A 25,503-nucleotide genomic window follows, 5' to 3' on the forward strand; every position below is an offset into this window, starting at 1 on the left:
ACATGGCGATGCCACTGCGCCAGAGCCTGCGGGTCGGCGGGTACGTGCTGCGCAACAAGCTGGCGGGACGGTCGAAGTTCCCGCTGCTGGTCGAGCTGGAGCCGCTGTACGCGTGCAACCTGGCGTGCGCGGGCTGCGGGAAGATCCAGCATCCGGCGGACGTGCTGAAGCAGCGGATGCCGGTCGAGCAGGCCGTCGCGGCGATCCGCGAGTGCGGCGCGCCGATGGTGTCGATCGCGGGCGGCGAGCCGCTGATGCATCCGCGGATCGGGGAGATGGTCGCCGAGCTGGTCAGGATGAAGCGGTACGTGTTCCTGTGCACGAACGCGGCGCTCATCCCGAAGAAGATCGACCTGTTCGAGCCGTCCCGCCACTTCGCATGGGCCGTGCACATCGACGGGCTGCGCGAGCGGCACGACGCGTCCGTCTGCAAGGACGGCGTGTTCGACCAGGCGGTCGACGCGGTCAGGATGTGCAAGGAGCGCGGGTTCCGGGTCACGACGAACACGACCGTGTTCAACACCGACACGCCGCAGACCGTCATCGACGTCCTCGACTACCTCAACGACGACCTGCGCGTCGACCAGATGATGATCTCGCCCGCGTACGCCTACGAGAAGGCGCCCGACCAGGACCACTTCCTCGGCGTCCAGGAGACCCGGAACCTGTTCCGGAAGGCGTTCGCGGACGGCCGCCGCAAACGCTGGCGGTTCAACCACTCGCCGCTGTTCCTCGACTTCCTCGAAGGGAAGACCGACTTCCGGTGCACGGCGTGGGCGATCCCGTCGTACTCCCTGAAGGGCTGGCAGCGGCCCTGCTACCTGATGGACGACGGCTACGTCGACACCTACCGGGAGCTCGTCGAGACGACCGACTGGGACGCCTACGGGCGGGGACGCGACGACCGGTGCGCGAACTGCATGGCGCACTGCGGCTACGAACCCACCGCCGTGTTCGCGACGATGGGGTCGCTGAAGGAGTCCGTGCGCGCGATGCGCAGCATCTGATCCGCAGCCGTGTGACTCACGCGGGCCCGTCGCGCAGTTCCCCGATCACGGCGTGGACGGCCGCCATCATCGCGTCGGCGTCGTCGGTGAGCCCCGGGTCGAGGGAGAGGCCGAAGCACAGTTCGCCGTCGACGCCGAGCCCGGCGATCGCGAACGGCGCGCCGGGGGCGAGCGGCACGATCGGGTACACGGCGGTGAGGGGCGCGCCGGCCAGGCGCAGCGGCTTGTCGGGGCCCGGGAGGCTCGACACCGTCCCCTGGAGGAACCGGCCGCTGTAGGACATCCGGGCGAAGCGGGCGTGCAGCGGCACCGGCATCAGCCGTCCCGCCTGCCCCATGACGAACCAGGCGGCCTGCGCCCGGGTACCGGACCGCAGCACGCGGCCGCGCTTGGCGATCACGGCGAGCCGTTCGGTCTCGGACATCTCGCCCACCGGCAGGTCCACCATGACGGCGGTGGTGTGGTTGCCGACCATGGCGCTGCCCGGCGGCCGCATCATCAGCGGCACCGCGACGCGGCACGTGCCGGGCCGCCCCGGTCCGAGCGACGGGTCCTCGCCGACGACCCGGTTGAGGGCGCCCGCGACCGCGCTCAGGACGACGTCGGTGACGCGGGCTCCGTGGCGGCGGCCGACGTCGCGCACCTCGGCCAGCGGGAGGTGCATGGTGGCGAACCGGCGTTCGGACGTCCCCGCGGCGGGCAGCCGCTCCGGGCGGGTGACGGCGGTGGCGAGCTGGCCGAGCCCGATGACGGTCGCGAGCGCCTTGCGGAACGGCCTGCGCGGCGGTGGCGGGACGGGCTCGGGCGGCGGCTCCATCAGGTACACCGCCTGCGCCACGATGCCGACGCCGTCGGCGACCACATGGTGCATCAGGTACACGACGGCGGTGCGGCCGGGCTCGGCGCCCTTCAGCACGACCATCCGCCACGGCGGCCGGTCAAGCGGCAGGGCCTCGGACTGGATCTCGGCGACGGCGGCGCGCAGGCCGGCCATGCCGTCGACGCGCCGCTCGGTGACGTGCCATTCCCAGTCGACCGGGTCGTGGTCGCGCCAGACGGGGCGGCGCCAGCGGCCCCGCCGGACGAGCCGCTGCCGGAACCGGGGCAGCCCGTCCAGCCGCCTGCCGATCTCCCGGACGAGGTCGGCGCGGCCGACGTCGCGCGCCGAGGTGTCCAGCATGATGACGCCGCCGGCCTGCTGGGGGGCGGCGGGCGTCTCCACGGCCATGAAGAACGCGTCCGGTCCCTCGACCTTCGGGGGCGGGGGGCGGGAGATGCGCTCGGCGACGTACACGGGTATGGCCACGAACGGGACGGCGGCGACGGCGTCCAGCAGGAAATGGTTCGCGGTGGCCATGATGACGTAGAGGGTCACCAGGATGTGCACGACGTTGAGCAGCTGCACCCAGCGTTTCGCGTTCACGCGGGCGAGTTCGACGCCGACCCACATCGTCCAGGCCATGTGCAGCGACGGCACCGCCGCCAGCTGGTCGGCGTGCTCGACCAGCGGTGATCCCCACGATCCCCACGTGCCGCCGAGGAAGACGGTGTCGATGTACCCGAGTCCGGGCATGAGCCGCGGCGGCATGACGGGATACAGCACGAAACACGCGAGGCCGGCGAGGTTCATCAGGATGAACGCGTTGCGGGCCGTCCGGTAGCGCTCGGGGTGGCGCGCGAACAGCCAGAACAGCAGGGCGAGCGCGCTGGCGACGTAGGTGATCGCGTACTCGTAGTTCGCCAGCACCCGCACGATGCCCTGGTCGGCGAGCCATCGGTTGAGGGACAGCTCGATGTCGATGTGCAGGGCCTTTTCGAGGTTGTAGACGGCCTCGCCATGCCCGCGCGCCGACCCGATCCTGGCCTGCTGGGGGAGGCTCGCCACGAAGACGTACACGCCGAACAGCGCCAGCCCGAGCAGCAGTTCCCTGCGGACGCTCAGCCGCCGGCTCGCCGCGCCCGCCGTGAGCACCGTGTCCGGCACGGTCACCGCTTCCTGAGTGCCCATCGTCCTCCCCTTACGCCTGTTACCCAGGAATCCCGCGATCAGAACGGCGGTGACCGGATGCGGGGACGTGCCCCGGATCGCCGCGCGGGGACCGCGATGTTCTCCCGGGAACGATCTGGCGCAACCGTACGTCTACGATATATCGTTGGCGTATCGCGAGAGATCAAAGAGTGGTCTCAGAAGGTGGTGTAGAACATGGGACACCAGCATGCACACGGCGGCCCCTGGGGACGCGGCGACTTCCCGAACCTCGGCTGGCTGTTCGGCGGCCCCGGTCCCGGACCGTGGGGCCCGCCCGGCGGCTTCGGCCCCGGACCGCGTCCCCCGTGGGCGCGCGGGCGCGGCGGGCCGTGGGCCCGGGGACCCAAGGCGCGCAAGGGGAACGTCCGCGCGGCGATCCTCGTCCTGCTCGCCGAGGAGCCGCGCAACGGCTACCAGATCATCCAGGAGATCAACGAGCGCAGCGGCGGCGCGTGGAAGCCGAGCCCCGGCGCGGTGTACCCGGCGCTGCAGCAACTCGCGGACGAGGGCCTGATCGAGGGCGAGGAGGCCGGCGGGCGCCGGTCCTTCCACCTCACCAGCGAGGGCCGCGCCTACGTCGAGGAGAACGCCGACCGGCTGGCCGAACCGTGGGAGGAGATGACGCCCGAGTACGGCGAGGGCGTCCCCGAGCTGTTCAAGCAGGCCGCGCAGACCGGGGCCGCGGTGATGCAGATCGTCCACTCCGGGTCGCCGGAGCAGGTCGCGCAGGCCAAGGACGTCCTGTCGGACACGCGGCGCAACCTCTACCGCATCCTGGCCGACGACATCGACGGCACGGACGACACCGACGACGACACCGGCGACGACACCGGCGACGCGGGCCCGACGGCCGGGCAGGAGTGACCATGGCACGGGACGAAATGCGCATCGGCGACGCCGAACGGGACGCGGTCATGGTCGCCCTGCACGACCACTTCGCGGCGGGACGGCTCGACCGCGGCGAACTGGACGAGCGCATGGACGCCGTGCTGTCCGCCAAGACACGCGGCGACCTGCGTCCCCTCGTCCGCGACCTGCCCGCCCCGACCGGCCTCCCGGAACCGGACGGGCAGGCACCGGAGGCCGTCCCGTGGGGGCCGGGTGCGGCGGTGATGTTCGGCGGCCCGATGAATCCCGCGTGGCGGCATCACGCTCGGCGCATCGGCCACGGCCACGACCGGCACATGGCGCGGGGCCGTCACCGGCACGGGCCGTTCCCGGCGTTCCCGCTGCTGCTCGGGGTGTTCCTCGTGCTGGCGTTCACGGCCGGGCCGGGTGCGGGGCTCTTCGCGGTCCTGCAGATCGCGCTGGCCGTCTGGGTCGTCCGCGCGGTCCTGCTGGCCTTCCGCACACACCACTCCCGCACCTGAACCACGTTCACCTGCGACGTGTCGCCCTCGTCCGGCCGCCCATAAGGGCGACACGCGGCAGGCCGGCGTCGCGGCAGCGTGGCTCAGGCCGCCATCGGGGTGCAGCGGTCGGGGACGGCGTCGTGGAGTGCGCGCAGGCCGCGGGCGATCAGCGGGTTGCCGCGGCTGCCGCGCCGCACGCAGGTCAGCAGGCGCCGTCTCGGGACGGCGTCGCCGGTCAGCGGGACCCGGACCACCGGCTGGTCGGCGGGCCCGCCCGCCAGCCGGGGGACGAGCGACACGCCGAGCCCGTGCGCGACGAGCGCCCAGATCACCGACCAGTTGGTGGCGTGGTGCGCGAACCGGGGCGTGAACCCGGCGGCGCCGCAGTACGCCAGCACCTGCTGGTGGTGGGCGCAGACCTCGGGCTCGACGCTGATCCACGTCTCGTCCGCCGCGTCGTCCAGCCGGACGCCGGTCCGGCGCGCGAGCGGATGCCCGGCCGGGACGATGAGGTCATAGGACTCCTCCAGCAGCGGCTCGCGGTCGAAGCGAGGGTCGCCGGGAGGCGGCGCCTCCGGGGTCGGCTCGATGACCGCGATGTCGGTCTCCCCGGCGGCGAGGAGGCCCACGGCCACGTCGGTGTCGCATTCGCGGATCTCGATCGCGAGGTCCGGGTCGGCGCGCAGGAGGGCCCCGGCGGCAGGGGCGACGAGCCCGCCGACGGCCGTGGTGAAGCCGCACATGCGCAGCGGCCCGGCCGCCCCGGCGCGGTGCGACTCCAGGTCGGCGAGGGTCTCCTCCCACTTGGCGAGCAGGCCGTCGGCGTGCTCGATCAGCAGGTACGCGGCCGTGGTCAGCTTCACCTTGCGGCCCTGCGGCTCCAGCAGCGGCACCTTCAGTTCCCGCGCCAGCTCCCGCAGGTGGTGGGAGACCGCCGACGGGGTGAGGTGCATCGCCTCCGCCGCGGCCGTGACCGTCCCGTACTGGTGGACGAGCCGGAGCATGTGCAACCGCCGCAGATCAATCATGTAACCATCTTGCACGATTCCATGCGGAAACCTGAAATAGACGGCAACGTTCGGCCGGCCGCAGACTGGTGCCATGACTCAGCGGAACACGACACTCTCCCGGCATCTCACCAGTGACGGCGTCGTCGTCTGGACGCGCTGCGCCTGCGGGCGGCTCCGGATGGACCTCGTCCCGTACGCGGGCGGCACGCCCCTCACGGCGGGCCCGTGCCCGCACTGCGCGACGGGCCCCGCCCGCGGCGCTCAGTCCTGATCGACGGTGATCCCGTGGTGGAGCGTCCGGAAGCGCTTCAGCCGTCAAGCGCCGGCGCGCAGGGCCGCCGCTTCCGAGGCGAGCTTGCGGATGCGGTCCCAGTCGCCGGCGCGGACGACGTTCGCCGGGGTCAGCCAGGACCCGCCGACGCAGCCGACGTTGCCGAGCGCGAGGTAGTCGGCGGCGTTCCTCGGGCTGACCCCGCCGGTCGGGCAGAACCGGACCTGCGGCAGCGGCCCGCCGAGCGCCTTCAGGAAGGCCGCGCCGCCCGCCGCCTCGGCGGGGAAGAACTTCATCGCGCGGACCCCGTCCTCCAGGAGCGCCATGGCCTCGGACGCGGTGGCGACGCCCGGCAGGAACGGCAGGCCGGTCGCCGCCATCGCGGCCCGGAGGCGGGGCGTGCAGCCGGGGCTGACCAGGAAGCGCGCCCCGGCGGCCGCGGACCGCTCGGCGTCCTCGGGGCGGACGACCGTTCCCGCGCCGACCACCACGTCCGGGACCTCGGCGGTGATCCGCTCGATCGCCTCCAGCGCGGCGGGCGTGCGGAGCGTCACCTCGATCGCGGGGAGTCCGCCCTCGACGAGTGCGCGGGCCATCGGGACGGCCGCGCCGGCATCGTCCAGCACGACGACGGGAATCACGGGCGCGAGGTCGAACAGGTCTTCGGCGATCATGCAAGCTCCAGGGAGTCCGGGTCGGGCAGGCTCTGCGCGATCCGCATGGCGGCGCCGACCAGGGCCGGGCCGGGGTGAACGATGAGCGCGGTCGGAATGCCGCGCAGGTAGTCCTCGACGGGGGGCTTCCCCTCGAAGCGGGCACGGAACGCACTGTCGCGCAGCACGTCCGCGATGCGGGGCAGGATGCCTCCGCCGAGGTAGACGCCGCCCCGGGTGCCGAGCGTCAGGGCGACGTTCCCGGCGAGCGACCCGAGCAGCGCGCAGAACATCCGCAGCGCCTCGCCGCAGACCGGGTCGTCCCGCCGCTCGGAGATCTGCCGGGCGGTGAGCGGCTCGGCCGCCGCGCCGTCGATCGCCGCGAGGTACCGGTGGATGCGGGCCAGGCCGCCCCCGGACAGCAGGAGCTCGGCGGTGGCGGAACCGCACTCGGCGCGCAGCAGCCGCGCGACCTCGATCTCCCGGTCCGTCGCCGCCGGGACGTCGACCTGGCCGCCCTCACCCGGCAGCGGCACCCACCCGGACGGCGTGGGAACGAGGCCCGCCACGCCCAGGCCCGTCCCCGGGCCGACCACCGCGAGGGTCCCGCCGGCGGGCGGGCGGTTCCCGCCGATGGGGATCAGGTCGTCCTCGCGCAGGCGCGGGAGCGCGAGGGCGAGGGCCTCGAAGTCGTTGATGACGTCCAGGCGGGGCAGGCCGAGATGGGCGCGGACCTCCTCGGGGGTGCCCTTCGGCCAGCCCGCGTTGGTCAGGTGGAACGTCCCGCCCGTGACGGGCCCCGCCACCGCCAGGCACGCGGCCGACGGCCGGACGTCCGGGGCGTGCCGGCCGAGGTAGGCGGCCGCCGCCTCGGCGAGCCCGGCGTGGTCGCGGGTGGGCAGGCAGTGGACGCGGTACGGGTCGCCGTCCGGGCCGTCCACCAGCGCGAACCGGGCGTTCGTGCCGCCCACGTCGGCGACCAGCCACGCCCCCCGGTTCGCTTCGCTCATACCTGCGTCCTGTGAGGGGGCGACCCCCCACACCCCCCGGTTCGCTTCGCTCATGTGAGGACTCCGGCGCCTCGCTCCGCCGGGCCCACCGCGTGCCGGAACGCCTGGAACAGCTCCCGTCCGGTGCCCCACGTCTGCTCGGCGTTCCCGGCCGCGGGTTCGCGGGCGGCGAACTCCTCGTCCGGGACGAGGACCTCCAGCACGCCCGCGTCCGCGTCGAGCCGGACGATGTCGCCGTCGCGGACGCGGGCGAGCGGCCCGCCCGCCGCAGCCTCCGGCGACACGTGGATCGCGGCGGGCACCGCCCCAGAGGCGCCCGACATGCGTCCATCGGTGACCAGCGCGACGCGGTGTCCCCGGTCCTGCAGGACCGACAGCGGCGGGGTGAGCCGGTGCAGCTCCGGCATCCCGTTGGCGCGCGGCCCCTGGTTGCGGACGACCGCCACCACGTCCCGGTCGAGTTCCCCGGCGGCGAACGCCTCCTGGAGCCGCTCCTGCGAGTCGAACACGCGGGCGGGCGCCTCGATCGTGCGGTGCTCGGGCCTGACGGCGGACACCTTGATGACGGCCCGGCCCAGGTTGCCGCGCACGGTGTGCAGGCCGCCGTGCGCGTCGAACGGCTCGGCCACGGGACGCAGGACGTTCGTGTCGCCGGATTCCGCGACGGTCTCCCGCCACTCGGCCTCGCCGCCGGCGAACTCCGGGACGCGCCGGTAGTCGGCGAGCGTGTCGCCGCCGACCGTCCTGGCGTCCTCGTGGAGCAGCCCGGAGTCGATCAGCTCGCCGATGAGGAACGCGGTGCCGCCGGCCGCGTGGAAGTGGTTCACATCGGCGGACCCGTTCGGGTAGAGGCGGGTGAGCAGCGGCGTGGCCTTGGACAGCTCGTCGAAGTCGTCCCAGGTCAGCTCGATGCCCGCCGCCGCGGCCATCGCGACAAGGTGCAGCGTGTGGTTCGTGGACCCGCCCGTCGCCAGCAGCGCGACGATGCCGTTCACGAACGCGCGCTCGTCCAGCAGCTCGCCGATGGGCGTGTAGTGGTCGCCCAGGTCGGTCAGCTGCAGGACGCGCCGTCCCGCCGCCTCGGTCAGGGCGTCCCTCAGTTTCGTGCCCGGCGGGACGAAGCTGGCCCCCGGCAGGTGCAGGCCCATGACCTCCATGAGCAGCTGGTTGGAGTTCGCCGTCCCGTAGAAGGTGCACGTGCCGGGCGAGTGGTAGGACGCGGCCTCCGCGGCGAGCAGCTCCTCGCGCCCGGCCTCCCCCGCCGCGTACCGCTTGCGGACCTTCGCCTTCTCGCCGTTCGGCAGCCCGGACGCCATCGGCCCGGCAGGCACCAGGATCACCGGCAGATGCCCGAACGACAGCGCCCCGATCACCAGCCCCGGGACGATCTTGTCGCAGACACCGAGCAGCAGCGCGCCGTCGAACATGTCGTGGGACAGCGCCACCGCCGTCGCCATCGCCACCACGTCCCGGCTGAACAGCGACAGCTCCATGCCGGCGCGTCCCTGCGTGATGCCGTCGCACATCGCGGGCACTCCCCCGGCGAACTGCGCCGTCCCGCCCGCCGACCGGATCGCGCCCTTGAGCAGGTCCGGATAGTCCTTGAGCGGCTGGTGCGCCGACAGCATGTCGTTGTACGCGGAGACGATCGCGATGTTGGGCGTGACGTCGCCCCTGAGCCACAGCTTGTCCTGGACGCCGCAGGCCGCGAAGCCGTGCGCCAGGTTCGCGCAGCCCATGCCGCCGCGCACCGGACCCTCCGACCGCGCGTCCCGGATCCGCCGCACGTACGCGCCGCGCCGGTCGGCACTCCGCTCGGCGACACGCCGGGTCACTTCCGACAAGACGGGATGCACAGCCATAGGACGTCTCCAGAGCAGGGGTTATCCAGATCATCAAGCTACCGAGACATACGTAACCAACACAACCGAACTTATGAACTTTTTCTTACTAAAGTCCGTAGCTTCCACTAACTGGACGTACCGAACATTGCCGTGCTTGACTGGCCGGATGCCGCGCCCCGTCAGCCGCCCCTCCACCCGCGGCGACATGCTGCGCCTGATCCGTGAGGACGGCGTCGCCACCCGCACCGAACTGGGCCGCATCACCGGGCTGTCCCGTCCCGCGGTGGCCACCCGCGTCGCCGACCTCATCGCCCGCGGCCTCGTCGTCGAACGCGCCGACGGCCCGTCCACCGGCGGACGCCCCCCGGCCCGCCTCGGGTTCAACGCCGCCGGCGGGACCGTCCTCGTCGCGAACCTCGGCCAGTCCCGCGGCCAGCTCGCCGTCTGCGACCTCGCCGGGTCGATCATCGCCCGCGCCGACGGCCCCCCGGCCGAGGCGTCCCCCGGCAGGACGCTCCCCCGCCTCCTCGACCATTGGGCGTCCCTGCTCGCGTCGTCCGGCATCGACGCCGCCACCGTCCGCGGCGTCGGCCTCGGCGTCCCCGACGCCGTCGAACACGTCGCCGGACGCTGGGACGCCGTCGAGATCGGCCCCCCGGTCTCCGACCGGTTCGGTGTCCCCGCCTACCTCGACAACGAGGTCAACGCCGCCGCCCTCGGCGAGCACCAAGCCCACCCCTGCGTCGACGACCTCCTGTTCGTCAAGGTCTCCACCGGCATCGGCGCCGGGCTCATCGCCGGCGGCCGCATCCAGCGCGGAGCGCTCGGCGCCGCCGGCGAGATCGGCCACGTCCCCGTCCCGTCCACCGTGGACGCCCCCTGCCGCTGCGGCAACGTCAACTGCGTCGAGGCCATCGCCGGCGGCACCGCCCTCCTCGCCCGCTCCGGCGCGGCAGATCTTTCCGGCCTCGCCGCCCTCGCCCGCTCCGGCGACCCCGCCACCGTCGCCCTCCTCCGCGACGCCGGCCGCCGCATCGGCGAGGTCGTCGCCACCGCCGTCAACCTCCTCAACCCCGCCGTCGTCGTCCTCGGCGGCGACCTCGTCGGCGCCGACGAACCCCTGATCGCCGGCCTGCGCGAGGTCGTCTACCAGCGCTCCACCGCCCTCGCCACCCGCACCCTGCGCATCGAACCCAGCCGCCTGGGCGAGACCGCCGGCCTCACCGGCTGCGCCGCGATGGTCCTCGACCGCATCCTGGCCCCCGAAACCATCGACGCGACCTGACCAGGAGGGTCACCCCTCCTCGTTCTTGAAAACCTTCCGTTCCTTCGACCTGCCGGGAAAGACGACCAGCAGATGCCGCTCCGCGGGCATCTCCGGCGAGACCGCTTCAGGCTCGTCCCGGCCCCGCACGTACACCCGGAGCCGATACCGTCCCGGGCCCGCGACGGTGACGACCGGCATTCCCATCGGCCCCCACACCGACCCGACCGTCGACCGTCCGTCCGGACTCTCGAAGCCGACTTCGGCGACCCGGTCCCAGCCCTTGAGCGCGAGCGGCGGCGCCTTCCGATAGGCCCGGACGGTCAGGCAGAAGTCTCCCTGTGTACCCGTGGTCACCGTGGCGGAGCCGCCCGCCGCGTCGACCAGTCCGTCCCTGGGAGCGGTGGCGCCTCCGGACCCGACGAAATAGCTGCTGCTCTCGCCACCCGAGGCGACCTCACTGGCCTCCGTGACCGGTTCGGGCCCCCTCGGCTCAGTCCGCTTGCAATACGCTCTGACCCTCGCCTGCTCACGCTCATACTCCGCCGTGAGCGCCGCCCGCCTACGTTCCTGCTCCCGCAACCGCATCGCAGCCGTTCGCGGACACAGGTACGCCATTTCCCTAAGGGACGGCCAGTGAACTCCACGCCGCCCCAGATCCGCAGGCGGCAACGGATACTCCCCACGGCAAGCACGCCGTCCCTGATGGAGCAGAACCGCATCGGACAACGGATCCTCCGGAGCCGGATACCTCCTCAACAGGTGCCTTTCGGGATAGCCGCGCACCGAACATATGTAGGCCAGCCTCCTCTCACGCTCCGAGAGCCGCTTCATCGCCTGCACCAACGCCCCGGGGTCCTGTGGAAGGGCGGGCCGCACCTTGTCGCAGTCGTCCGGGCTCGCCATCACCACCCGTGGCGGCCCCTGGTCGCCCGCAATGCCGAGCACCATCCCCATCACCAGGGCCCCGGAGACCACGCGGACCGCACGCACACCCGGCCGGTAAACCGACGCCAGGATCAAGGCCACGAGTACCAAGTGCCACGTCCACCACGCGATATGCCAGCCGGGGAAGCGCGGCAGCCACAGATCCACGCACGTCCGCCCCCACCGCGCCACGTCGTACCCGAACAACACCGGCTGGACGAGGGCCACCGGCCCAAGAATCGCGACGAGCGTCCACCCCACCGCACGCCGCCTGGTCACCAGCCATACGAGGAACGCCGGAACAACGACCAGGTATGGCCTGCCGCTCAGCTGCGCATACCCCGGAACGCTCGAAACGTCCGTCTGATGAAGCCAGCCGCCACATTGATCAAGGGAAAATGCAATCCCTACGCCGTATCCCTTGGGCTTCACACCGAGCAGCGAGGCGACCAGGCCGGCAGCGGCCGGTACCACACTCACCGCGACCGCGGCCCCCCATAAACACGTCTGCGTCCGCCCACTCCATTGCGACATGATCAGGAACCATAGTGAATCAACCCAAGCGATGGGGTCGAAGAGCGACTGACCGCCTGCAAGGAACTGTCGGCCGAGAAAGGGAGACCGCCCGCGTGCGAGACACGGTCAGCGCGGCGCGCTCACCCCGATCGCCCTGTGCGACGGCGGCGCGCGACCACCGCCCACAGGAGCGGAGCCGTCCCGGCGACCAGAGCGAGGATCGCCACGGGCACCAGGAAGCCGAACCGCAGACTGATCGAGGCATACGCGTCCACACCGGGCCGGCCGTCCATGCGCATCACCACGACGGACCACGCGCCACCGGTCTTGTCCCACCTGATGGTGCGCGTACCGGTGCCTGACGAAGTCGCCACCCAGAACCGCTGCCGAGACGGCTGAGCGGCCTCGGACGCCCCCGGCAGCCGCCGGAAGACCGGCGCGAACGGGCTGAGGTCGGCCGACACGAACTCCTCGTGCGACACCCCGCGCAGATAGCTCTCGACCCGCTCCTTCGGCCCGATCCCCACGAACAGGGGCACGCCGAAATCGACCGGCCGGACCACGATCTCGACCTCGGCGAGTTCACCGAGGTCGGGCATGGGGTCCCCGGCACGGGCCGTCTCCGACCCCACCTCGACCTCGTCGGTCTTGAGTGCCGCAGTGGACGTGGTGAAGCGCCGATCCGAAGTCCCGAACGCACCACCGGAGGCGGCCTGCACGCCGCCGGCCACGGCGAACCCTGAACCGGCGAGCAGAAGCGGAACCGCGATGAGGACGACGAGAAGGCCACGGCTCATGACGCATCCTTTTTAGTACGACTGTGCTATAAATCTCAACGTAACACAGCCGTGCTATAAAAGCCTCATGCCGAAGGTGGTGGATCCGGCCAGGCGCCGGCAGGACGTGGTCGCGGCCGTATGGCGAGTCATCCGGCGGGACGGCCTGGACCGGGCCTCGGTCCGCAACGTCGCCCGCGAGGCGGGCCTGTCGGCGGGATCACTGCGGCACTACTTCGCCACCCAGCCCGAGCTACTCGCGTTCACCCTCCGCACGATCATCGAGCGGATCGAGGAACGGATAGCCGCGACCGGGCCGGCGGACGGCGACCCCCGCGAACGCGCCGCCCGCGTCCTGGACGAACTCCTCCCGATGGACGCCGAACGAGCCGCCGAGAATCAGGTCTGGCTCGCCTTCACCGCCCGCGCGCTCGTCGATCCCGATCTGCGCGCCCTATGCGAAGAGGCCCACGACGCCCTGCGCTCAGGTTGCCGGGCCCTGGTCGAGTCCCTGGCCCCGGACACGGACACGGAACTCGCAACCGACCGCCTGCACGCCCTGGTAGACGGCCTGGCCGTCCACGCCGCCCTGCACCCCCGGACAACGACCCCGCCCCGAATGCGCGCCGCCCTGGCCGCCCACCTCGACGAGTTGCACACCCGAGGCACCACTTCCTGACCCGATCCCTCAAGGGCACCATCGGTGTCCGGCTCACCCGACAATCATGAACGGCCGGAACACCGCAACCGTCAGGTGCCGGGTATCCAGAGGTCAGCCCCGATACGGCGGAGACGCCCCCGCCGGGACCACTGCCTAGGTGAACCTGGAATCAGCGGTCGAACTCACCACGCCGTACGCGAGCGAGCAGCCGTCCGAACTCCCCAGGCACAACCCCGAGCCGAGGCCCACCCGGATCCTTGGAGTCACGCACCCCGATCAAACCGCCAAGCCGAGCCACCTCAACGCACGCGTTGTCATTGACACCGCCGCTGCGCGAACTCTTGCGCCAGTTGATCACAAGAACCTCCAGGTCAGCCGACTGATCAGCACTCAGGAAGCATCCTCGTCAAAGTTCAGTTCTCCACGCCTGATCCGTGCCAACAATCCACCGAAGTCGCGCGAACTGAGCGCGAGGCGGGGACCATTTGGGTCCTTGGAGTCCCTAACACCTATGTTTCCACCCAGGTCAGCGACCTCGACACACACATCGTCATTGCCGCTACCCGTGTAGGAACTCTTCCGCCACTTGATCATGGTAGACCCGGATCCCGTAAAGATCAGATACTCAGCCGTCAACGCCGCAGAGCGAACTCACCAAGCTTGATGCGAATGACCAGGTCAGAGAACTCCCGGGAGCCGAGGCCGAGACGTTCACCGTCCGGGTTCTTCGAGTCACGCACGCCGATGCGATCGCCCAGTTGAGCCACTTCAACACAAGCGTCGTCATTCATCCCGCCACTGTGTGAACTCTTCCGCCACGTGGTCACTCGTAGTCCCTCATCCCTTGCTCGATCAACTTGCGGGACGCGTCCTGACTAAGGGCAAACGCCCCAATCTGGTCAAACCGTACCCCGAGGGTGGTCACCTCGTCACCGGCCTCGATTAGACGTCCACCGATCTGGGCTCCCGCATATGCGACGCTGCGTGAACCGATCGTGAGGATTTGGAACGCCCCATCTTGCCCTGGATGCGCTCCCGCAGACCTGGGGATGATGCGAATGACCACACGTGGGTATCGGGAGAGTTCAAGTAGCCGCTCGTGCTGTCCGCGCATGACCTCCTCGTCCCCCACCCAAGACTCCAGCGCCTCCTGATCCAAGAGAATCCACACGTAGGGCGGCTTGGGTCTGTTGAGGATCTCCTGACGCTTTGTGCGCGCGTCGATCTCCTGCTTCAAGGCATCTTCACGGCCGGCGCAGACCAGCAAGGCGCGGATGTAATCCTCAGTCTGCACCAGAGCGGGCACGGTCTTCCCGTGGTACACCTTGATGATCTCCGCAGCATTTTCGTACTGAATGTACTGCTTGAACCAGTCGGGGTCGTGCCCAGTGCTCGCGTAGTGGTGGAGCCGCTGGAAGTGACCGCCGGTGTTCCACGCCTTGTCCAGGATGGCCATGTACTGGTCACCAGGGCGAAGGCGCCCCGCCTCCCAGTTGGAAACAGTGCCACGCGCCACCCGAACGATCTGAGCGGTCTGCGCGAGAGAAAGGCTCCGCTGAGTCCGATAAAACCACAGGTCAAAGGCCAGCCACGCCCATAGCGACGAGTTCGGGTCGATGGTCTCGCGAACACTCACGCTGACCTCCAGTGTATTTCATGGATTCCAATCCATCACAGGGTAAACAGCCGCCGTCGATCCTGTGAAGGAATCATCGAAAACCAGGACGGCGGATATGAACGATCAAGTGCCAGTGGTTCAAATGCCCGAATCGGACGAAATCCGGATGACCCTGCTCGGAGTGGACTCCTCGGTCGCACTCGCCCGCGAACTCGTCCGTTATGCCCTTCTCAATTGGGGCTACGGCCGGGACCTGATCGATGACTCGACGGTCGTCATGAGCGAAATCGTGACGAATGCGATCGAAGCGGCGCGCGGACATCTGCTCAGGATCCGGGTCGCGTTGGACGACGGCGCCCCGGTGCTGGAGTGCTGGGATCCGTCCCCCGAACTCCCGCGCGCATCCGCCGCCGGACTCGACGCCCTGAGCGGACGTGGGCTCGCGATCATCGCCGCATACGCCAAGGACACGGGTATCCGCCCGTCCGCCACCGGCCAGGGCAAGATCGTCTGGGCGCTCATGTCCGTCCCCGAGAACGCCCCGGCCCATTGACTCCGGCCATCCTCTTCGGCCTGACCGGCGTCCTGGTGGACGACACCGCCCTACACCGGCGCGCGGCCCACCAAACGGCGAGCGAAGCCGGTTTCTCCTTGACGGCTGAAGACCACCGAACCTTCTTCGCCGGACGAACGGCACACGAAGGCTTCCGAGCGTTCCTCACTCATCGCACGCCGAACCGGTTGGGAGAGATCGACGACATCCTGGCCGCCAAGGCACGGTCATACCGCGCTCTCGCTGAGACTGACCTCCACCCCTACCCGGGAGCCGTCGAACTGGTCATGGCCCTATGCGGGACGCGGCACCAACTCGCCTTGGTCACCGACTCGACCATCCCAGAGGTCGCCGCGGCCCTCCGCGTCCTGCGCCTGGACGATGCGTTCGACGCGATCGTGACCGCCGAGTCGGTCCCCGAGGGCAAACCGTCATCGGCGCGCTATCTTGCCGCAGCCCGGATGCTCAACCGTCCACCGCAGCACTGCCTGGTCATCGAGCGCGGCCCCACGTCCACTCCACTCGTGGAAGTCGGTAGACCGCCACTCGGCGGAGCCGTATGAGCAGAACGGAGAGTGGCCGAGAACTGCGGCTCGTAGTACGCCTCCAGTAGCAGGCGCACCACGCTGAGCACGGCGACCAGGCACAACGCCAGCACGGGGCCGAGCCGGTACCGGCGGCCGCGGCGACGCCGCGGATCGGGAATGCGGTCCAGCATCTCCACCCGCGCCGGCAGGCCGAGGCAGGTTGGTGGGCGGGGCAAGGCAGAACCGACGCCCTCGCAGTGGCCCACCAGGGCGTCAATCGGGGAGGATCGCACGCGAACGCGGTTCCTGTCTTGATCGACTGGCTTAGACGCCCAAGATCATCGGGACCGCGTTGGCGGCGCGCATGGTGCGATCTCGCCGGCCTGGTGAGGGCAGCAGACAGCGCGGCTTGGACTGTGGGCCCCTGGTCAGGGCTGGTCGTCGAGGAGTTTCGCGGCTGCCTTAGGGTCCATGAGGTTGGACCAGGCTTGTTCGGCGGGGAGCAGGTCGCGTTCGGGCAGGGCGTATTCGGGGAACCATGCGTCGGCGGCGCAGCCCGGCACCCGGGTGAGGATCAGGGCGGTGAGGTTGCCCGGGACCGATCCGGTGATACGGATCGCGATGTAGGTTTCGTGGCCGTCGTTGGCGCGAACGATCACCCCGAGCCGGAACCCTGGGAAGTCCGCAGCGTGCTCGTGGCCGTCACGCAGCGAACCGCGCACCAGGTCAGCCACGACGGTGTTGAGGCGGAGCGCGAACCTGGCCCCGGTTTCCAGGAGGTAACGGTCGTGATCGTCCTGACCGGGCAGCAGATGGCCAACGTGGGTGTCGGTGGTCAGGGGTTTGTCGTGCTCGGCGTTGTAGCGTTGGCGGGCGGTGCGGGCCTGGGCGTGCAGCGCGGCGTAGAAGTCGTCGTTCGAGCCGTCCTCGCGCGTTCCCGCCGCCACCAGCCAGTCACGCACCTCAGCGTGCGGGTCCGCGGTGAACACGGCACCGCGCCACCGACCGACTTTGACCTTGAACAAGACGACGTCGTCGATGGCACGGATGCGTTCATGCGGCGAATCAGATGCGGCGAACTGCTCAGCCGCCTTGCGGAGCAGCGGATGGTCGATCTGGTCCAGCGGGGTACGTGCCGACGGAACAGGCAGGTTGAGATCCTCACGCACACAGCGGAGGGTGGGACGGACCGGCACCGTCAGTCCTCCCAGTCGCCGACACCACCGAGCTGCTCGATCCGCTCAGGCGACAGACCGGTCAGCGCCGCGACGCCCGAGGTGAGCGAACCGTCCAGCACCTTCATCGACTCAATCATCCCCCGGCGAACCTCTTCACGACGCTGCTCCAGGTACGCCCTGGCGGCCTGGGCCACGAAGTCCTTCTTGGTCATGCCAAGGAAATGCGCGGCCTGCGAGATCAACTCATCGGTTGCCGGATCGATCTTCAACGGCGCCTGGCGCTTCGCCCCTACGCTCGTGCTCATCTGCCACCTCCACGAACCATGGTACCCAGGTACCTCAGGTACGGACCGGAAAAGCCAACGACGCCGCAGGCTTCGCTGCACGCCACGGACCGCACCGTCGCTCCCCCATCACGGCCTCCGACCCTTGGGACCGCGACCCCGCCCGTTTCCAGACGAAACCGCCAGCCTGCTACCGGGCCTCCTGGCAGCTACCCGGACCGGACTCACACCGGCAAGCGACGACGAGCTCATGCCCAGCATCACCCATCTCGAGCTTGTCGATGATCACCTCCGCCGCCGGGTCCTCGGTCTCGTGGCCGGGTACCGCGTGCGCGGTAGTTTCGCGGGTTCTGCGGCGGCGGTGGCAGCGCGGATTGCCTGCGTTCGGGGGACGACCGGCGGCGGGGGCGGCGGACATGATCGGACGACGTCCGATTCTTCGAGAAGGAGCACGCCATGTCCGTCCACCATCTGCTCGCCGCCGCCGATGCCTACTCCATGAGCGCCGGGCGGCTCGGGTCCACCGCGGCCGCGCTGACCGGACTGATCGGCGTGGTCGCCGGCGGGCTGGCGCTGGCTCGCGGCAGGCGGAACGGCGCCGTCGTGGCCCTGGTGGCGGGGCTCGTCGGCATGACCGTCGGTGTGCTGGTCGCGGCCACCGCCGACGGTGGAGTCGGCACCGGCAACGGGCTGGGCGGTGCGGTCGTGGCCGTGGTGGTCGGGCTGGTCGGCGCGGCTCTCGGTGGGCTCGCTCTGGTCCGTGCCCGGCGCATCGGCTGACGCGGGGGCTCAGGCGGTGGCCTCGATCTCCTCGCGGGTGAGGACCGGGTCGGGGGTCGTGGGGGCGGTGGAGATGAAGGGGCTCGCCTTCTTCCCACCGGCGCGGGTCTGGGCCTGGCGGAACTCCGGGAGGGGGCCGGCCGCGTCGTGCAGTCCGTTGAGGGCCGCCCAGAGGGACGCGCGCCGTAGGCGGAGGACGACCGGGTTGGGCGGCTGGTAGAGGGCGAGTTTCTGGGCCCAGCGCGGGAGCATGTCGCGGGCCGCCCAGTCCATGAACTCGCTGCCCGGCTCCCAGGGCTTGGCCTTGCTGTGGCGCAGGTTGGGGCCGGTGGCGAACGCCTTGATGGGGGTCACGGCCAGGCGGGGCAGGTACGACTCCAGGCATTCGGCGGTCTCGGCCTTGGTGGCGGGGAGGTCGGTGCCGCCCAGGGCCTCGCCGACGCGGACGAACTCGCGGTAGTAGCGGTCGATGTCCTGCAGGGGGCGGCGGTGGTAGCGCTCGTGCGCGGTGGCCAGGCCCCAGACGACGGTGGCGTAGTTCCAGCGGAGCCATTCGGGGTCGTCGGCGTCGTAGGCGAGCCCGTCGGGGCGGGTGCCCTTGATGGTGTGGTGCATGGCCCGGACGGTGCGCGCCAGCCTCTCCGCGGTCGGCGTCGAGCCGTAGGCGGTTCCGATGAAGAACGAGATGGAGTGGCCGAGGCGGACCGCGCCGCCGGTGGGGTCGACGTTTCCGGTGGGGATGCCGTCGGCGCGTTCGACCAGGCGGGAATGGTCGTAGGCCATCCAGCTGATGCTCGGGTCGAGGCCCTCGATGTAGGCGGCGCTGACGAGGCCGAGGACCAGGGCGGGCAGATGCGAGTGGACGTGCCAGACGGCGCTGCCCGGGCCGAACCAGCCGGGGTCGCCCTGCGGGCCGGCGAAGTCGAGGCCCTTGAAGAACTTCGACCGGATGTCGGCGTCGAAGGCCTGCTCGAACCGCTTGGCGATGGGGTTGTTCTTGGGGGGCATCCGGCACTCCTGTTTCTGGCTACGACTGTACCCAGAATAAATGATTGGATACAGCCGTGTCCAGACTTGGCTTGCTATCGTGAACGCCATGGCGAACGTCCGGACGGCGGCGTCCACGCGGTGGGCGGGAGTGCCCGTCGCGCGGCGGAAGGACGAGCGGCGCGAGATGCTCGTGCGGGCCGCGTTCGCGTTGTTCGGGGAGCACGGCGAGGGCGCGCTCACGGTGCGGGCGGTGTGCCGGCGCGCCGAGCTGCACACCCGGTACTTCTACGAGAACTTCGCCGACACCGATGAGCTGCTGGCCGCCGTCTACGACCAGGAGGCGACCGCGCTCGCGGACATCCTCGCGCGGTCCCTGGAGGAGGCGGGCCCCGATCCGGAGGCCCGGAGCCGAGCCGGCATCCGCAGCGTGCTGCAGTACATCACCGACGACCCTCAGCGGGGACGCGTCCTGTTCTTCGAGGCGCGGGGGAACGAGGTGCTGGCCGCCCGGCGGCGCGCGGCGAGCACGGCATTGCTGGAGGCGCTCGTCGCCATGGGCAGCGGCGAGCCCGAGCTGCCGGTCCTCATCTCGGCGACCATGTTCACCGGCGCCATGACGGAGCTGGCGCAGCAGTGGGCGGACGGGCGGCTGGGGCGTGATCTCGACGCGGTCGTCGACCAGGCCGTCGAGTTGTCGGTGGCCATGTACGCGTCGACCGCGCAGCGGCTGCCGACGTAGCTAGGCGGCCTCCTGCCGGGCGGACGCGGTGGTGGCGCGGCGGGCGAAGGCGCCGATCTCCCTGATGGCGGCGAAGCCCTCGCGGGAGATGTCGGCGAAGATCTGGAAGACGTGCGCCTGGCCCTCCCAAATCTGCAGGGTGCAGGGCACGTCGGCGGCTCCGAGACGCTCGGCCATCAGCTCGGCGTCGGCGCGGAGCACCTCGATCGAGCCGGCCTGGATGAGCGTGGGCGGGAGGCCGGCGAGGCCGGCGTCCACGGGACACAGCCACGGGTCGGTCAGTTCGGCGTCCGGGAAGCAGGTGCGGACCATGTCCCACATGCGCGGGGCGGGGATGAACGGGTCGAGCGCGGCGTTGGCGTGGGCGATCTTGTTGGCGATGTCGAGTTCGGTGAAGGGCGACAGGGCGACGATGCCGGCGGGGCGGGGCAGTCCGTCGCGGAGGGCGTACAGCGGGGCCATGAACGCGAAGTAGCCGCCGGCCGAGTCGCCGCCGATCACGATGTCGTCCGCGTCGTGTCCGTTGTCGAGCAGCCAGCGGTAGGCGTCCACGCAGTCGCCGATGGACGTCCGGATGGTGACCTTGGGCTGCATGCGGTAGGCGACCGACAGCACCGGCATGCCCGCCGACCGGGAGATCCGGGCGATCATCCGGCGGTGGGTGCGCAGGCCGCAGGCGACGAACCCGCCGCCGTGGAAGTAGAGGATGGCCTTGCGCGAGTCCGCGGGCACGCCGCGGCCCCGGACCCACTCGGCGGCGCAGCCGATGCCCTTCACCTTGGTGACCTTCGTCCCGCGCGGCGGCACCATGAGCGCGGCGCCGAGGTCGAGGAGCGGGGCGAGGCGCAGCGTGAACGGGGTCCATGGCAGGCGGGCGACCATGGGCCGCATGAGCATGCGCATCAGCCGTGCGGCCACCCGTGCGCCGCGTCCGCACCCGGCGCGTTCCTCCACCGTCGGTGTGATCGGCATCCCTGCGCCCCTCTCGCCCGGCGTTCCGGCTGAGAGGGTACTAGCAAGTAAGTGCTCGGGTACAGAGTCAGGCGTGGACCGTCTCGTCGGGGGCCCCGATGGACGCGCGGGTGAAGCGCACGGTCAGGCCGTCGCGCTCAGGGGCGCAGCAGTAGGGGCCGGCCGTGGCGGGGACGTCCACCGGGAAGGGGGCCAGGCGGATCAGGTGCCAGGGGTCGTCGCCGGCGCGGGCGCGAACGGTCACCGCGTCGCCGCTGCGGCTGGCGCGCAGGGTGACCTCCCTGCCTGTCCAGGGGACGGGGGCGGACGACCAGTCGGAGACGCCGTGGGTGACGACCGCGCCCAGTTGCAGTTCGCCGTCGCAGTACTCGGCGCCTGCTTTGATCCAGGTGGTCTCGTCCAGGCGGACCAGGAGGCCGGCCTGGTCGAACTGGTGGTCGTAGTCGGCGACGAAGGTCACCTCGACGGCGGCCTCGGGGCCGAGCGGCGACAGGAGGGCGTGGCCGCTGTCGCGGTTGTAGCCGTAGGACGTCGTCCGCCAGAAGTCGCTGCCCTTCGCGGCGGTGACGAGGAGGGCGGATCCGTCATGGTCGGCGGCCGGGGGCGGGTTGAGCCATTCGCCAGTGATCATGCTCCGGAATCTACGGGGAGGGGTGGGGTTAGCTCCACCCTCGCGGAGGGGTCTTCCTTCCTCCGATCGGGATGCTGGGACCAGTGCCCGGGGAAGTGTCGGACGCGAAGGTTGTTATTAGGCGGAGACGACCGGGCACGGGGAGGAAACAGATGGCGAGCGGCGTAGTGATGCGTGGCCGGATGCGGCCGCTGGTCACCGAGGCCGGGCTGCTGGCGGTTCTGTTCGCGTTCTACAAGTGGGGCCGGTCGCTGTTCGACCACGGGCCCGCCGAGGCGATGGCGAACGCGGCACGGCTGTGGGAGTTCCAGCGGTCGTGGCTGCCCAGCGAGGTCGATCTCCAGCAATGGGCCCTCGGATGGGACCAGACGGCGTTCCTGGCGAATGTGTATTACGTGGGCATGCACTTTCCCGGGACGGCGTTGCTGCTGGTCTGGCTGTACGTCCGGCACCGGTCGTCCTACGGCAGGGTGCGGAACGAGCTGGTGGCGCTGACGGCGGCCGGGCTGGTGGTGCATGTGCTGTTCCCCCTGGCGCCGCCGCGGCTGGCCGGCATCGGCGCCGTGGACACGATGATGACCGTGGGGCCGTCCGCCTACCCGCCGGAGACCGGCGGGATCGCGAACCAGTACGCGGCGATGCCGTCGCTGCACATCGGGTGGGCGATCCTCGTCGCCGTCGCGGTGCTGCGGGTGTCGCGGAGCCGGTGGCGGTGGGTCGTCGCCATGCACGCGCCGGTCACGGTGGTCGTGGTGGTCGTGACGGCGAACCACTACTGGACGGACGGGCTCGTCGCGGCCGCTCTGCTGGCGGGCGCGGTGACGCTGGTCTCCACCGCCGGGCGGGTGCGGCAGGGCGGAGTCCTCGCCCTACGCGGCGCGAGCACCGATTGGCCCGGTGGCCGGCCCGCCGGCCCGGCGCCGCGAGCGGCGCGGCCCGTGCTCGCCGCCGCCGGCGGGCACGGCGATCACCTGCGCGAACGCGACGCCGGTCACCTGGCCGAGCGCGACCGGCACCGGGAGGACGCGCCCGGGACGGACGTTCCCGGCCGTGACGATCTCGTGCCCGCCTGAGCGTTCGGACCGGCTCGGAAACGGCCGGAAGACCCCGGAGAACGACCCAAACCGGCGATTTGTGACGCACGTTACCCATAAGCAAGGTCGTGACCAGGGTAAACTGCGGCAATGACCTTGCTTGTGGCCCGCCGTCACGTCGACTACGGGCGCGTCACCAGCAGCAGCTGTTGCCGCGTGACGAGCTGACGCCGCCCCTGCCCGGCGCCGTCCCGCGAGCCGGCCGCCTCCCGCGCCGCGCACGCCCGGAACCGCCCCCGCGTACGCGTGCCCCGCGCCTCCCGCATCCGGCATGGCCGTGCTCGCGCCGGTTCCGCAGACCGCCCGCCCCCGTCCCAGCCCTAGGAGAGCCATGAGTGAGCACGCCGACCCCGCCCCGTCCGCCGAGTCCGGCTGGTCGTTCGAGACACGGCAGGTGCATTCCGGCACCGAGCCGGACCCGACCACCGGCGCGCGGGCCGTGCCGATCTACCAGACGACCTCCTTCGTCTTCCGCGACACCCAGCACGCCGCGAACCTGTTCTCGCTCGCCGAGCCCGGCAACATCTACACCCGCATCATGAACCCGACGCAGGACGCCTTCGAAAAGCGCGTCGCGGCGCTGGAGGGCGGCGTCGGCGCCCTGGCCGTCGCCTCGGGGCAGGCCGCGGAGTCGATGGCGATCTGGAACCTGGCGCGCGCCGGCGACCACATCGTCTCCGCCTCCACCATCTACGGCGGGACGCACAACCTGTTCCGGCACACCATGCCGAAGTTCGGCATCGAGGTCACCCTCGTGGACGACCCCGACGACCTCGACGCCTGGCGGGCCGCGATCCGGCCGAACACCAAGGCGCTGTTCGCCGAGAGCATCGGCAATCCGCGCGGCAACGTGCTGGACATCCGCGGCGTCGCCGACGTCGCGCACGACGCGGGCGTGCCGCTGATCGTCGACAACACGATCGCGACCCCGTACCTGGTGCGTCCCCTGGAGCACGGCGCCGACATCGTGGTGCACTCGGCGACCAAGTTCCTCGGCGGGCACGGCACCACCATCGCGGGCGTCGTCGTCGACGGCGGCACGTTCGACTTCGGTGCGGACCCCGAGCGGTTCCCCGACTTCAACGAGCCCGACCCCAGCTACAACGGCCTGCGCTACTGGCCGGCCCTGGGCCCGGGCGCCTACGGCATCAAGTTGCGGGTCCAGCTGCTGCGCGACCTCGGCCCGGCCATCGCGCCGCACTCGGCGTTCCTGCTGCTGCAGGGCGTGGAGACGCTCAGCCTGCGGATGGAGCGCCACTCGGCCAACGCGCAGAAGCTGGCGGAGTGGCTGGAGCAGCACGAGGAGGTGACGGCCGTCCACTACCCGGGGCTGCCGTCCAGCCCGTGGCACGAGGCGTCCCGGCGGTACCTGCCGCAGGGGACGGGCGCCGTGCTGGCCTTCGAACTGCGCGGCGGCATCGATGCGGGGCGGCGGTTCGTGGAGGGCGTCCAGCTGTTCAGCCACCTGGCCAACATGGGTGACGTGCGCAGCCTGATCATCCACCCGGCGTCCACCACGCACAGCCAGCTCACACCGGAGGAGCACGCCGCCGCCGGCGTCACCCCCGGCCTGGTGCGGCTCTGCGTCGGCATCGAGAACGCCGACGACCTCAAGGCCGACCTGGAGGCCGGCTTCCGCGCGGCGAAGGGCGCGCCCTGACCGCCGGTACCGAGACCGCGTCACTCTCCCTCCCGCCGGTCTCCGGAGCCTGGCGGGAGGGGGATCCGCCCGGGCGGCGGCAGTGGGTGACCCTCGACCGGCCGCTGCCGCTGGAGGCCGGCGGCACCCTGCCCGAGGTGCGGCTCGCGTACGAGACGTGGGGGCGGCTCGCCCCCGACGCCTCCAACGCGGTGCTGGTGCTGCACGCCCTCACCGGGGACGGCCACCTCGCCGGGCCCATCGAGCCGGGGCATCCCACGCCCGGCTGGTGGGACGGGCTGGTCGGGCCCGGCCGCCCTCTGGACACCGACCGCTGGTTCATCGTCGTCCCCAACGTGCTGGGCGGCTGCCAGGGCAGCACCGGGCCGTCCTCGCGCCGGCCGGACGGGAGACCCTGGGGAGGGTCCTTCCCGTACGTGACGCAGCGCGACATGGTGATCGCCGAGGCGCAGCTGGCCGACGCGCTGGGCATCGACCGCTGGGCCCTGGTGACCGGCGGGTCGATGGGCGGGATGCGGGCCCTGGAGTGGGCGGTGTCGTATCCGGAGCGCACCTCGGCGCTGCTGCTGCTCGCCACCACGGCGGCGGCGAGCGCCGAGCAGATCGCCTTGGCGGCCGTCCAGCTGCACGCCATCCGCGCCGACCCGGGCTGGCGCGGCGGCGACTACTACGACGCCGCCCCGGGGCACGGGCCGCACGCCGGGCTGGGCACGGCCCGCCGGCTCGCCCACATCACCTACCGCAGCGAACCGGAGCTGCAGGCCCGATTCGGCCGCCGCCCGCAGGACGGCGAGGACCCCTGGCGGTCCGGGCGCTACCAGGTGGAGTCCTACCTCGACCACCACGCCGGCAAGCTGGTGGGACGCTTCGACGCGGGCAGCTACGTGGTGCTCACCGAGGCGATGAACGGCCACGACGCCGGCCGCGGCCGGGGCGGCACGGCCGCGGCGCTGCGCCGGGTCACGGCCCGGACGCTGGTCGCCGGCGTCGACTCCGACCGGCTCTACCCACTGTCCCAGCAGGCCGAGCTGGCGTCCGGGATCCCCGGGGCGGACCGGCTGCGGGTGATCGAGTCGCGCAGCGGCCACGACGGCTTCCTCACCGAGACCGACCAGGTCGGCGCGCTCGTCCGCGAACTGCTCGACGGCTGAGCCCAC

The 25,503-nt window shown here is 71.2% G+C and carries 29 protein-coding genes; 13 read left to right on the top strand and 16 right to left on the bottom strand.

The window, feature by feature from the left end; genetic code table 11:
• Positions 1–2 precede the first annotated feature (2 nt).
• Complete coding sequence (hpnH, locus tag ACGFIS_RS17535) at positions 3–1,007, top strand: adenosyl-hopene transferase HpnH (RefSeq protein WP_392898750.1); 1,005 nt, start codon at positions 3–5, stop codon at positions 1,005–1,007.
• Positions 1,008–1,023: 16 nt separating this feature from the next.
• Here the strand turns inward: hpnH and ACGFIS_RS17540 are convergent, their stop codons facing one another.
• Positions 1,024–3,015: a phosphatase PAP2 family protein gene (locus ACGFIS_RS17540; RefSeq protein WP_392898753.1), complete on the bottom strand. Its 1,992-nt coding sequence runs from the start codon at positions 3,013–3,015 to the stop codon at positions 1,024–1,026.
• Positions 3,016–3,210: 195 nt separating this feature from the next.
• Between ACGFIS_RS17540 and ACGFIS_RS17545 the strand changes: the two genes are divergently transcribed.
• Together ACGFIS_RS17545 and ACGFIS_RS17550 are read left to right on the top strand one after the other, a co-directional pair.
• The gene (locus ACGFIS_RS17545) at positions 3,211–3,900 is read left to right on the top strand and encodes a PadR family transcriptional regulator (protein ID WP_392971703.1); all 690 of its coding nucleotides are present in this window, start codon (positions 3,211–3,213) and stop codon (positions 3,898–3,900) included.
• Positions 3,901–3,902: 2 nt separating this feature from the next.
• Complete coding sequence (locus ACGFIS_RS17550) at positions 3,903–4,406, top strand: DUF1707 domain-containing protein (RefSeq protein WP_392971706.1); 504 nt, start codon at positions 3,903–3,905, stop codon at positions 4,404–4,406.
• An 83-nt stretch (positions 4,407–4,489) separates the two neighbouring features.
• On the opposite strand, the gene ACGFIS_RS17555 is transcribed toward ACGFIS_RS17550, so the two are convergent.
• Entirely contained in the window at positions 4,490–5,416 is a 927-nt protein-coding gene (locus ACGFIS_RS17555; RefSeq protein ID WP_392898761.1) for a LysR family transcriptional regulator, read from the bottom strand.
• A gap of 73 nt (positions 5,417–5,489) precedes the next feature.
• Here ACGFIS_RS17555 and ACGFIS_RS17560 point away from each other — a divergent pair, with 73 nt between their 5' ends.
• On the top strand, positions 5,490–5,669 hold the full coding sequence (locus ACGFIS_RS17560) for a hypothetical protein (protein ID WP_392898764.1): 180 nt from the start codon (positions 5,490–5,492) through the stop codon (positions 5,667–5,669).
• 44 nt (positions 5,670–5,713) lie between these two features.
• Here ACGFIS_RS17560 and eda read toward each other — a convergent pair whose 3' ends face one another.
• Genes eda through edd form a run of 3 tightly spaced genes read right to left on the bottom strand, consistent with a single transcriptional unit; the run spans position 5,714 to position 9,194 of the window.
• The gene (gene eda / locus ACGFIS_RS17565) at positions 5,714–6,343 is read right to left on the bottom strand and encodes a bifunctional 4-hydroxy-2-oxoglutarate aldolase/2-dehydro-3-deoxy-phosphogluconate aldolase (protein WP_392971709.1); all 630 of its coding nucleotides are present in this window, start codon (positions 6,341–6,343) and stop codon (positions 5,714–5,716) included.
• On the bottom strand, positions 6,340–7,332 hold the full coding sequence (gene glk / locus ACGFIS_RS17570; protein WP_392971712.1) for a glucokinase: 993 nt from the start codon (positions 7,330–7,332) through the stop codon (positions 6,340–6,342). Before glk ends, eda begins: the two co-directional genes overlap by 4 nt.
• Positions 7,333–7,382: 50 nt before the next feature.
• A complete protein-coding gene (gene edd / locus ACGFIS_RS17575; RefSeq protein ID WP_392971715.1) occupies positions 7,383–9,194 on the bottom strand; it encodes a phosphogluconate dehydratase in 1,812 nt (603 codons plus the stop codon).
• Between the two features lie 148 nt (positions 9,195–9,342).
• On the opposite strand from edd, the gene ACGFIS_RS17580 reads away from it, so the two are divergent.
• Positions 9,343–10,461 (top strand): ROK family protein, encoded by a 1,119-nt coding sequence (locus tag ACGFIS_RS17580; RefSeq protein ID WP_392971718.1) that lies wholly within the window; start codon positions 9,343–9,345, stop codon positions 10,459–10,461.
• A gap of 9 nt (positions 10,462–10,470) precedes the next feature.
• On the opposite strand, the gene ACGFIS_RS17585 is transcribed toward ACGFIS_RS17580, so the two are convergent.
• Together ACGFIS_RS17585 and ACGFIS_RS17590 are read right to left on the bottom strand one after the other, a co-directional pair.
• On the bottom strand, positions 10,471–11,847 hold the full coding sequence (locus ACGFIS_RS17585; RefSeq protein WP_392898780.1) for a hypothetical protein: 1,377 nt from the start codon (positions 11,845–11,847) through the stop codon (positions 10,471–10,473).
• A gap of 176 nt (positions 11,848–12,023) precedes the next feature.
• Positions 12,024–12,680 carry a hypothetical protein gene (locus ACGFIS_RS17590; RefSeq protein ID WP_392971721.1) on the bottom strand — a complete coding sequence of 219 codons (657 nt, stop codon included), beginning with the start codon at positions 12,678–12,680 and terminating at the stop codon, positions 12,024–12,026.
• A gap of 67 nt (positions 12,681–12,747) precedes the next feature.
• Here ACGFIS_RS17590 and ACGFIS_RS17595 point away from each other — a divergent pair, with 67 nt between their 5' ends.
• Positions 12,748–13,338: a TetR/AcrR family transcriptional regulator gene (locus ACGFIS_RS17595; RefSeq protein WP_392898786.1), complete on the top strand. Its 591-nt coding sequence runs from the start codon at positions 12,748–12,750 to the stop codon at positions 13,336–13,338.
• A 151-nt stretch (positions 13,339–13,489) separates the two neighbouring features.
• Here the strand turns inward: ACGFIS_RS17595 and ACGFIS_RS17600 are convergent, their stop codons facing one another.
• From ACGFIS_RS17600 to ACGFIS_RS17615, 4 genes are read right to left on the bottom strand one after another with little or no spacing between them, the layout of a single operon-like run.
• Positions 13,490–13,678: a DUF397 domain-containing protein gene (locus ACGFIS_RS17600; RefSeq protein WP_392898789.1), complete on the bottom strand. Its 189-nt coding sequence runs from the start codon at positions 13,676–13,678 to the stop codon at positions 13,490–13,492.
• A 32-nt stretch (positions 13,679–13,710) separates the two neighbouring features.
• Positions 13,711–13,914 (bottom strand): DUF397 domain-containing protein, encoded by a 204-nt coding sequence (locus tag ACGFIS_RS17605; RefSeq protein ID WP_392898791.1) that lies wholly within the window; start codon positions 13,912–13,914, stop codon positions 13,711–13,713.
• A 38-nt stretch (positions 13,915–13,952) separates the two neighbouring features.
• On the bottom strand, positions 13,953–14,147 hold the full coding sequence (locus ACGFIS_RS17610; protein WP_392898794.1) for a DUF397 domain-containing protein: 195 nt from the start codon (positions 14,145–14,147) through the stop codon (positions 13,953–13,955).
• Positions 14,144–14,956: a helix-turn-helix transcriptional regulator gene (locus ACGFIS_RS17615; protein ID WP_392898797.1), complete on the bottom strand. Its 813-nt coding sequence runs from the start codon at positions 14,954–14,956 to the stop codon at positions 14,144–14,146. Before ACGFIS_RS17615 ends, ACGFIS_RS17610 begins: the two co-directional genes overlap by 4 nt.
• A 148-nt stretch (positions 14,957–15,104) precedes the next feature.
• Between ACGFIS_RS17615 and ACGFIS_RS17620 the strand changes: the two genes are divergently transcribed.
• Both ACGFIS_RS17620 and ACGFIS_RS17625 read left to right on the top strand, forming a co-directional pair.
• The gene (locus ACGFIS_RS17620) at positions 15,105–15,491 is read left to right on the top strand and encodes an ATP-binding protein (protein WP_392898799.1); all 387 of its coding nucleotides are present in this window, start codon (positions 15,105–15,107) and stop codon (positions 15,489–15,491) included.
• The gene (locus ACGFIS_RS17625) at positions 15,488–16,054 is read left to right on the top strand and encodes an HAD family hydrolase (protein ID WP_392898802.1); all 567 of its coding nucleotides are present in this window, start codon (positions 15,488–15,490) and stop codon (positions 16,052–16,054) included. Before ACGFIS_RS17620 ends, ACGFIS_RS17625 begins: the two co-directional genes overlap by 4 nt.
• Before the next feature lie 392 nt (positions 16,055–16,446).
• Here ACGFIS_RS17625 and ACGFIS_RS17630 read toward each other — a convergent pair whose 3' ends face one another.
• Both ACGFIS_RS17630 and ACGFIS_RS17635 read right to left on the bottom strand, forming a co-directional pair.
• Positions 16,447–17,187: a hypothetical protein gene (locus tag ACGFIS_RS17630; protein ID WP_392898805.1), complete on the bottom strand. Its 741-nt coding sequence runs from the start codon at positions 17,185–17,187 to the stop codon at positions 16,447–16,449.
• Positions 17,188–17,216: 29 nt separating this feature from the next.
• On the bottom strand, positions 17,217–17,501 hold the full coding sequence (locus tag ACGFIS_RS17635) for a hypothetical protein (RefSeq protein ID WP_392898808.1): 285 nt from the start codon (positions 17,499–17,501) through the stop codon (positions 17,217–17,219).
• A gap of 435 nt (positions 17,502–17,936) precedes the next feature.
• Between ACGFIS_RS17635 and ACGFIS_RS17640 the strand changes: the two genes are divergently transcribed.
• Positions 17,937–18,260 (top strand): DUF6223 family protein, encoded by a 324-nt coding sequence (locus ACGFIS_RS17640; protein ID WP_392971725.1) that lies wholly within the window; start codon positions 17,937–17,939, stop codon positions 18,258–18,260.
• Between the two features lie 9 nt (positions 18,261–18,269).
• On the opposite strand, the gene ACGFIS_RS17645 is transcribed toward ACGFIS_RS17640, so the two are convergent.
• On the bottom strand, positions 18,270–19,268 hold the full coding sequence (locus tag ACGFIS_RS17645; protein ID WP_392971728.1) for an oxygenase MpaB family protein: 999 nt from the start codon (positions 19,266–19,268) through the stop codon (positions 18,270–18,272).
• Positions 19,269–19,356: 88 nt separating this feature from the next.
• Between ACGFIS_RS17645 and ACGFIS_RS17650 the strand changes: the two genes are divergently transcribed.
• Positions 19,357–19,989, top strand: a complete 633-nt coding sequence (locus ACGFIS_RS17650) for a TetR/AcrR family transcriptional regulator (RefSeq protein WP_392898816.1) — start codon at positions 19,357–19,359, stop codon at positions 19,987–19,989.
• Here ACGFIS_RS17650 and ACGFIS_RS17655 read toward each other — a convergent pair whose 3' ends face one another.
• The gene (locus ACGFIS_RS17655; RefSeq protein ID WP_392971731.1) at positions 19,990–20,961 is read right to left on the bottom strand and encodes an alpha/beta hydrolase; all 972 of its coding nucleotides are present in this window, start codon (positions 20,959–20,961) and stop codon (positions 19,990–19,992) included. It abuts the gene before it with no gap.
• Positions 20,962–21,028: 67 nt separating this feature from the next.
• Entirely contained in the window at positions 21,029–21,592 is a 564-nt protein-coding gene (locus ACGFIS_RS17660) for a DUF1349 domain-containing protein (RefSeq protein WP_392971734.1), read from the bottom strand.
• A 152-nt stretch (positions 21,593–21,744) separates the two neighbouring features.
• Between ACGFIS_RS17660 and ACGFIS_RS17665 the strand changes: the two genes are divergently transcribed.
• The 3 genes from ACGFIS_RS17665 to ACGFIS_RS17675 all read left to right on the top strand — a co-directional run bounded on the left by ACGFIS_RS17665 (position 21,745) and on the right by ACGFIS_RS17675 (position 25,497).
• Positions 21,745–22,665 (top strand): phosphatase PAP2 family protein, encoded by a 921-nt coding sequence (locus ACGFIS_RS17665; RefSeq protein ID WP_392971737.1) that lies wholly within the window; start codon positions 21,745–21,747, stop codon positions 22,663–22,665.
• Between the two features lie 352 nt (positions 22,666–23,017).
• Positions 23,018–24,346, top strand: a complete 1,329-nt coding sequence (locus ACGFIS_RS17670) for a bifunctional o-acetylhomoserine/o-acetylserine sulfhydrylase (protein ID WP_392971740.1) — start codon at positions 23,018–23,020, stop codon at positions 24,344–24,346.
• Positions 24,343–25,497 (top strand): homoserine O-acetyltransferase, encoded by a 1,155-nt coding sequence (locus tag ACGFIS_RS17675; protein WP_392899590.1) that lies wholly within the window; start codon positions 24,343–24,345, stop codon positions 25,495–25,497. Before ACGFIS_RS17670 ends, ACGFIS_RS17675 begins: the two co-directional genes overlap by 4 nt.
• Positions 25,498–25,503 lie beyond the last annotated feature (6 nt).

This window comes from Spirillospora sp. NPDC048824 (genome assembly GCF_043198455.1).
Lineage (GTDB): Bacteria > Actinomycetota > Actinomycetes > Streptosporangiales > Streptosporangiaceae > Spirillospora.

Coding starts and splice junctions, on each gene's coding strand:
- ACGFIS_RS17665 (WP_392971737.1), top strand. CDS start 21,745: ATGGCGAGCGGCGTAGTGATGCGTGGCCGGATGCGGCCGCTGGTCACC.
- ACGFIS_RS17540 (WP_392898753.1), bottom strand. CDS start 3,015: ATGGGCACTCAGGAAGCGGTGACCGTGCCGGACACGGTGCTCACGGCG.
- ACGFIS_RS17635 (WP_392898808.1), bottom strand. CDS start 17,501: ATGAGCACGAGCGTAGGGGCGAAGCGCCAGGCGCCGTTGAAGATCGAT.
- ACGFIS_RS17555 (WP_392898761.1), bottom strand. CDS start 5,416: ATGATTGATCTGCGGCGGTTGCACATGCTCCGGCTCGTCCACCAGTAC.
- ACGFIS_RS17645 (WP_392971728.1), bottom strand. CDS start 19,268: ATGCCCCCCAAGAACAACCCCATCGCCAAGCGGTTCGAGCAGGCCTTC.
- ACGFIS_RS17620 (WP_392898799.1), top strand. CDS start 15,105: ATGACCCTGCTCGGAGTGGACTCCTCGGTCGCACTCGCCCGCGAACTC.
- ACGFIS_RS17660 (WP_392971734.1), bottom strand. CDS start 21,592: ATGATCACTGGCGAATGGCTCAACCCGCCCCCGGCCGCCGACCATGAC.
- ACGFIS_RS17595 (WP_392898786.1), top strand. CDS start 12,748: ATGCCGAAGGTGGTGGATCCGGCCAGGCGCCGGCAGGACGTGGTCGCG.
- ACGFIS_RS17605 (WP_392898791.1), bottom strand. CDS start 13,914: ATGATCAAGTGGCGGAAGAGTTCCTACACGGGTAGCGGCAATGACGAT.
- ACGFIS_RS17640 (WP_392971725.1), top strand. CDS start 17,937: ATGTCCGTCCACCATCTGCTCGCCGCCGCCGATGCCTACTCCATGAGC.
- ACGFIS_RS17655 (WP_392971731.1), bottom strand. CDS start 20,961: ATGCCGATCACACCGACGGTGGAGGAACGCGCCGGGTGCGGACGCGGC.
- hpnH (WP_392898750.1), top strand. CDS start 3: ATGGCGATGCCACTGCGCCAGAGCCTGCGGGTCGGCGGGTACGTGCTG.
- ACGFIS_RS17560 (WP_392898764.1), top strand. CDS start 5,490: ATGACTCAGCGGAACACGACACTCTCCCGGCATCTCACCAGTGACGGC.
- ACGFIS_RS17580 (WP_392971718.1), top strand. CDS start 9,343: ATGCCGCGCCCCGTCAGCCGCCCCTCCACCCGCGGCGACATGCTGCGC.
- ACGFIS_RS17590 (WP_392971721.1), bottom strand. CDS start 12,680: ATGAGCCGTGGCCTTCTCGTCGTCCTCATCGCGGTTCCGCTTCTGCTC.
- ACGFIS_RS17545 (WP_392971703.1), top strand. CDS start 3,211: ATGGGACACCAGCATGCACACGGCGGCCCCTGGGGACGCGGCGACTTC.
- eda (WP_392971709.1), bottom strand. CDS start 6,343: ATGATCGCCGAAGACCTGTTCGACCTCGCGCCCGTGATTCCCGTCGTC.
- ACGFIS_RS17650 (WP_392898816.1), top strand. CDS start 19,357: ATGGCGAACGTCCGGACGGCGGCGTCCACGCGGTGGGCGGGAGTGCCC.
- edd (WP_392971715.1), bottom strand. CDS start 9,194: ATGGCTGTGCATCCCGTCTTGTCGGAAGTGACCCGGCGTGTCGCCGAG.
- ACGFIS_RS17670 (WP_392971740.1), top strand. CDS start 23,018: ATGAGTGAGCACGCCGACCCCGCCCCGTCCGCCGAGTCCGGCTGGTCG.
- ACGFIS_RS17550 (WP_392971706.1), top strand. CDS start 3,903: ATGGCACGGGACGAAATGCGCATCGGCGACGCCGAACGGGACGCGGTC.
- glk (WP_392971712.1), bottom strand. CDS start 7,332: ATGAGCGAAGCGAACCGGGGGGCGTGGCTGGTCGCCGACGTGGGCGGC.